Below are 371 nucleotides of genomic sequence, written 5' to 3' on the forward strand. Positions count from 1 at the left end.
GCGCCGCTGCTGGGGATGTTCTGCTTTGGCAATCTGATGCGCGAAAGCGGCGTGGTGGAGCGTCTGAGCGACACGGTGCAGAACGGGCTGATTAATATCGTCACCATTTTCCTCGGGCTGTCGGTGGGGGCGAAGCTGGTGGCGGATAAGTTTTTGCAGCCGCAGACGCTGGGCATTCTGCTGCTGGGGGTGATTGCCTTTGGTATCGGGACGGCGGCCGGGGTGTTGATGGCGAAGCTGATGAACCTGTGCAGTAAGAACAAAATCAACCCGCTTATCGGTTCGGCGGGGGTGTCGGCGGTGCCGATGGCGGCCCGCGTATCGAACAAAGTGGGGCTGGAATCAGACCCGCAGAACTTCCTGCTGATGCA

The 371-nt window shown here is 60.1% G+C and carries 1 protein-coding gene; it reads left to right on the forward strand.

The window, feature by feature from the left end:
* On the forward strand, window positions 1-371 hold a 371-nt coding region (locus NA197_RS23450; protein WP_438796712.1), incomplete at both ends, for a sodium ion-translocating decarboxylase subunit beta.

This window comes from Salmonella sp. NW884 (assembly GCF_051700745.1).
GTDB lineage: Bacteria > Pseudomonadota > Gammaproteobacteria > Enterobacterales > Enterobacteriaceae > Salmonella > Salmonella enterica.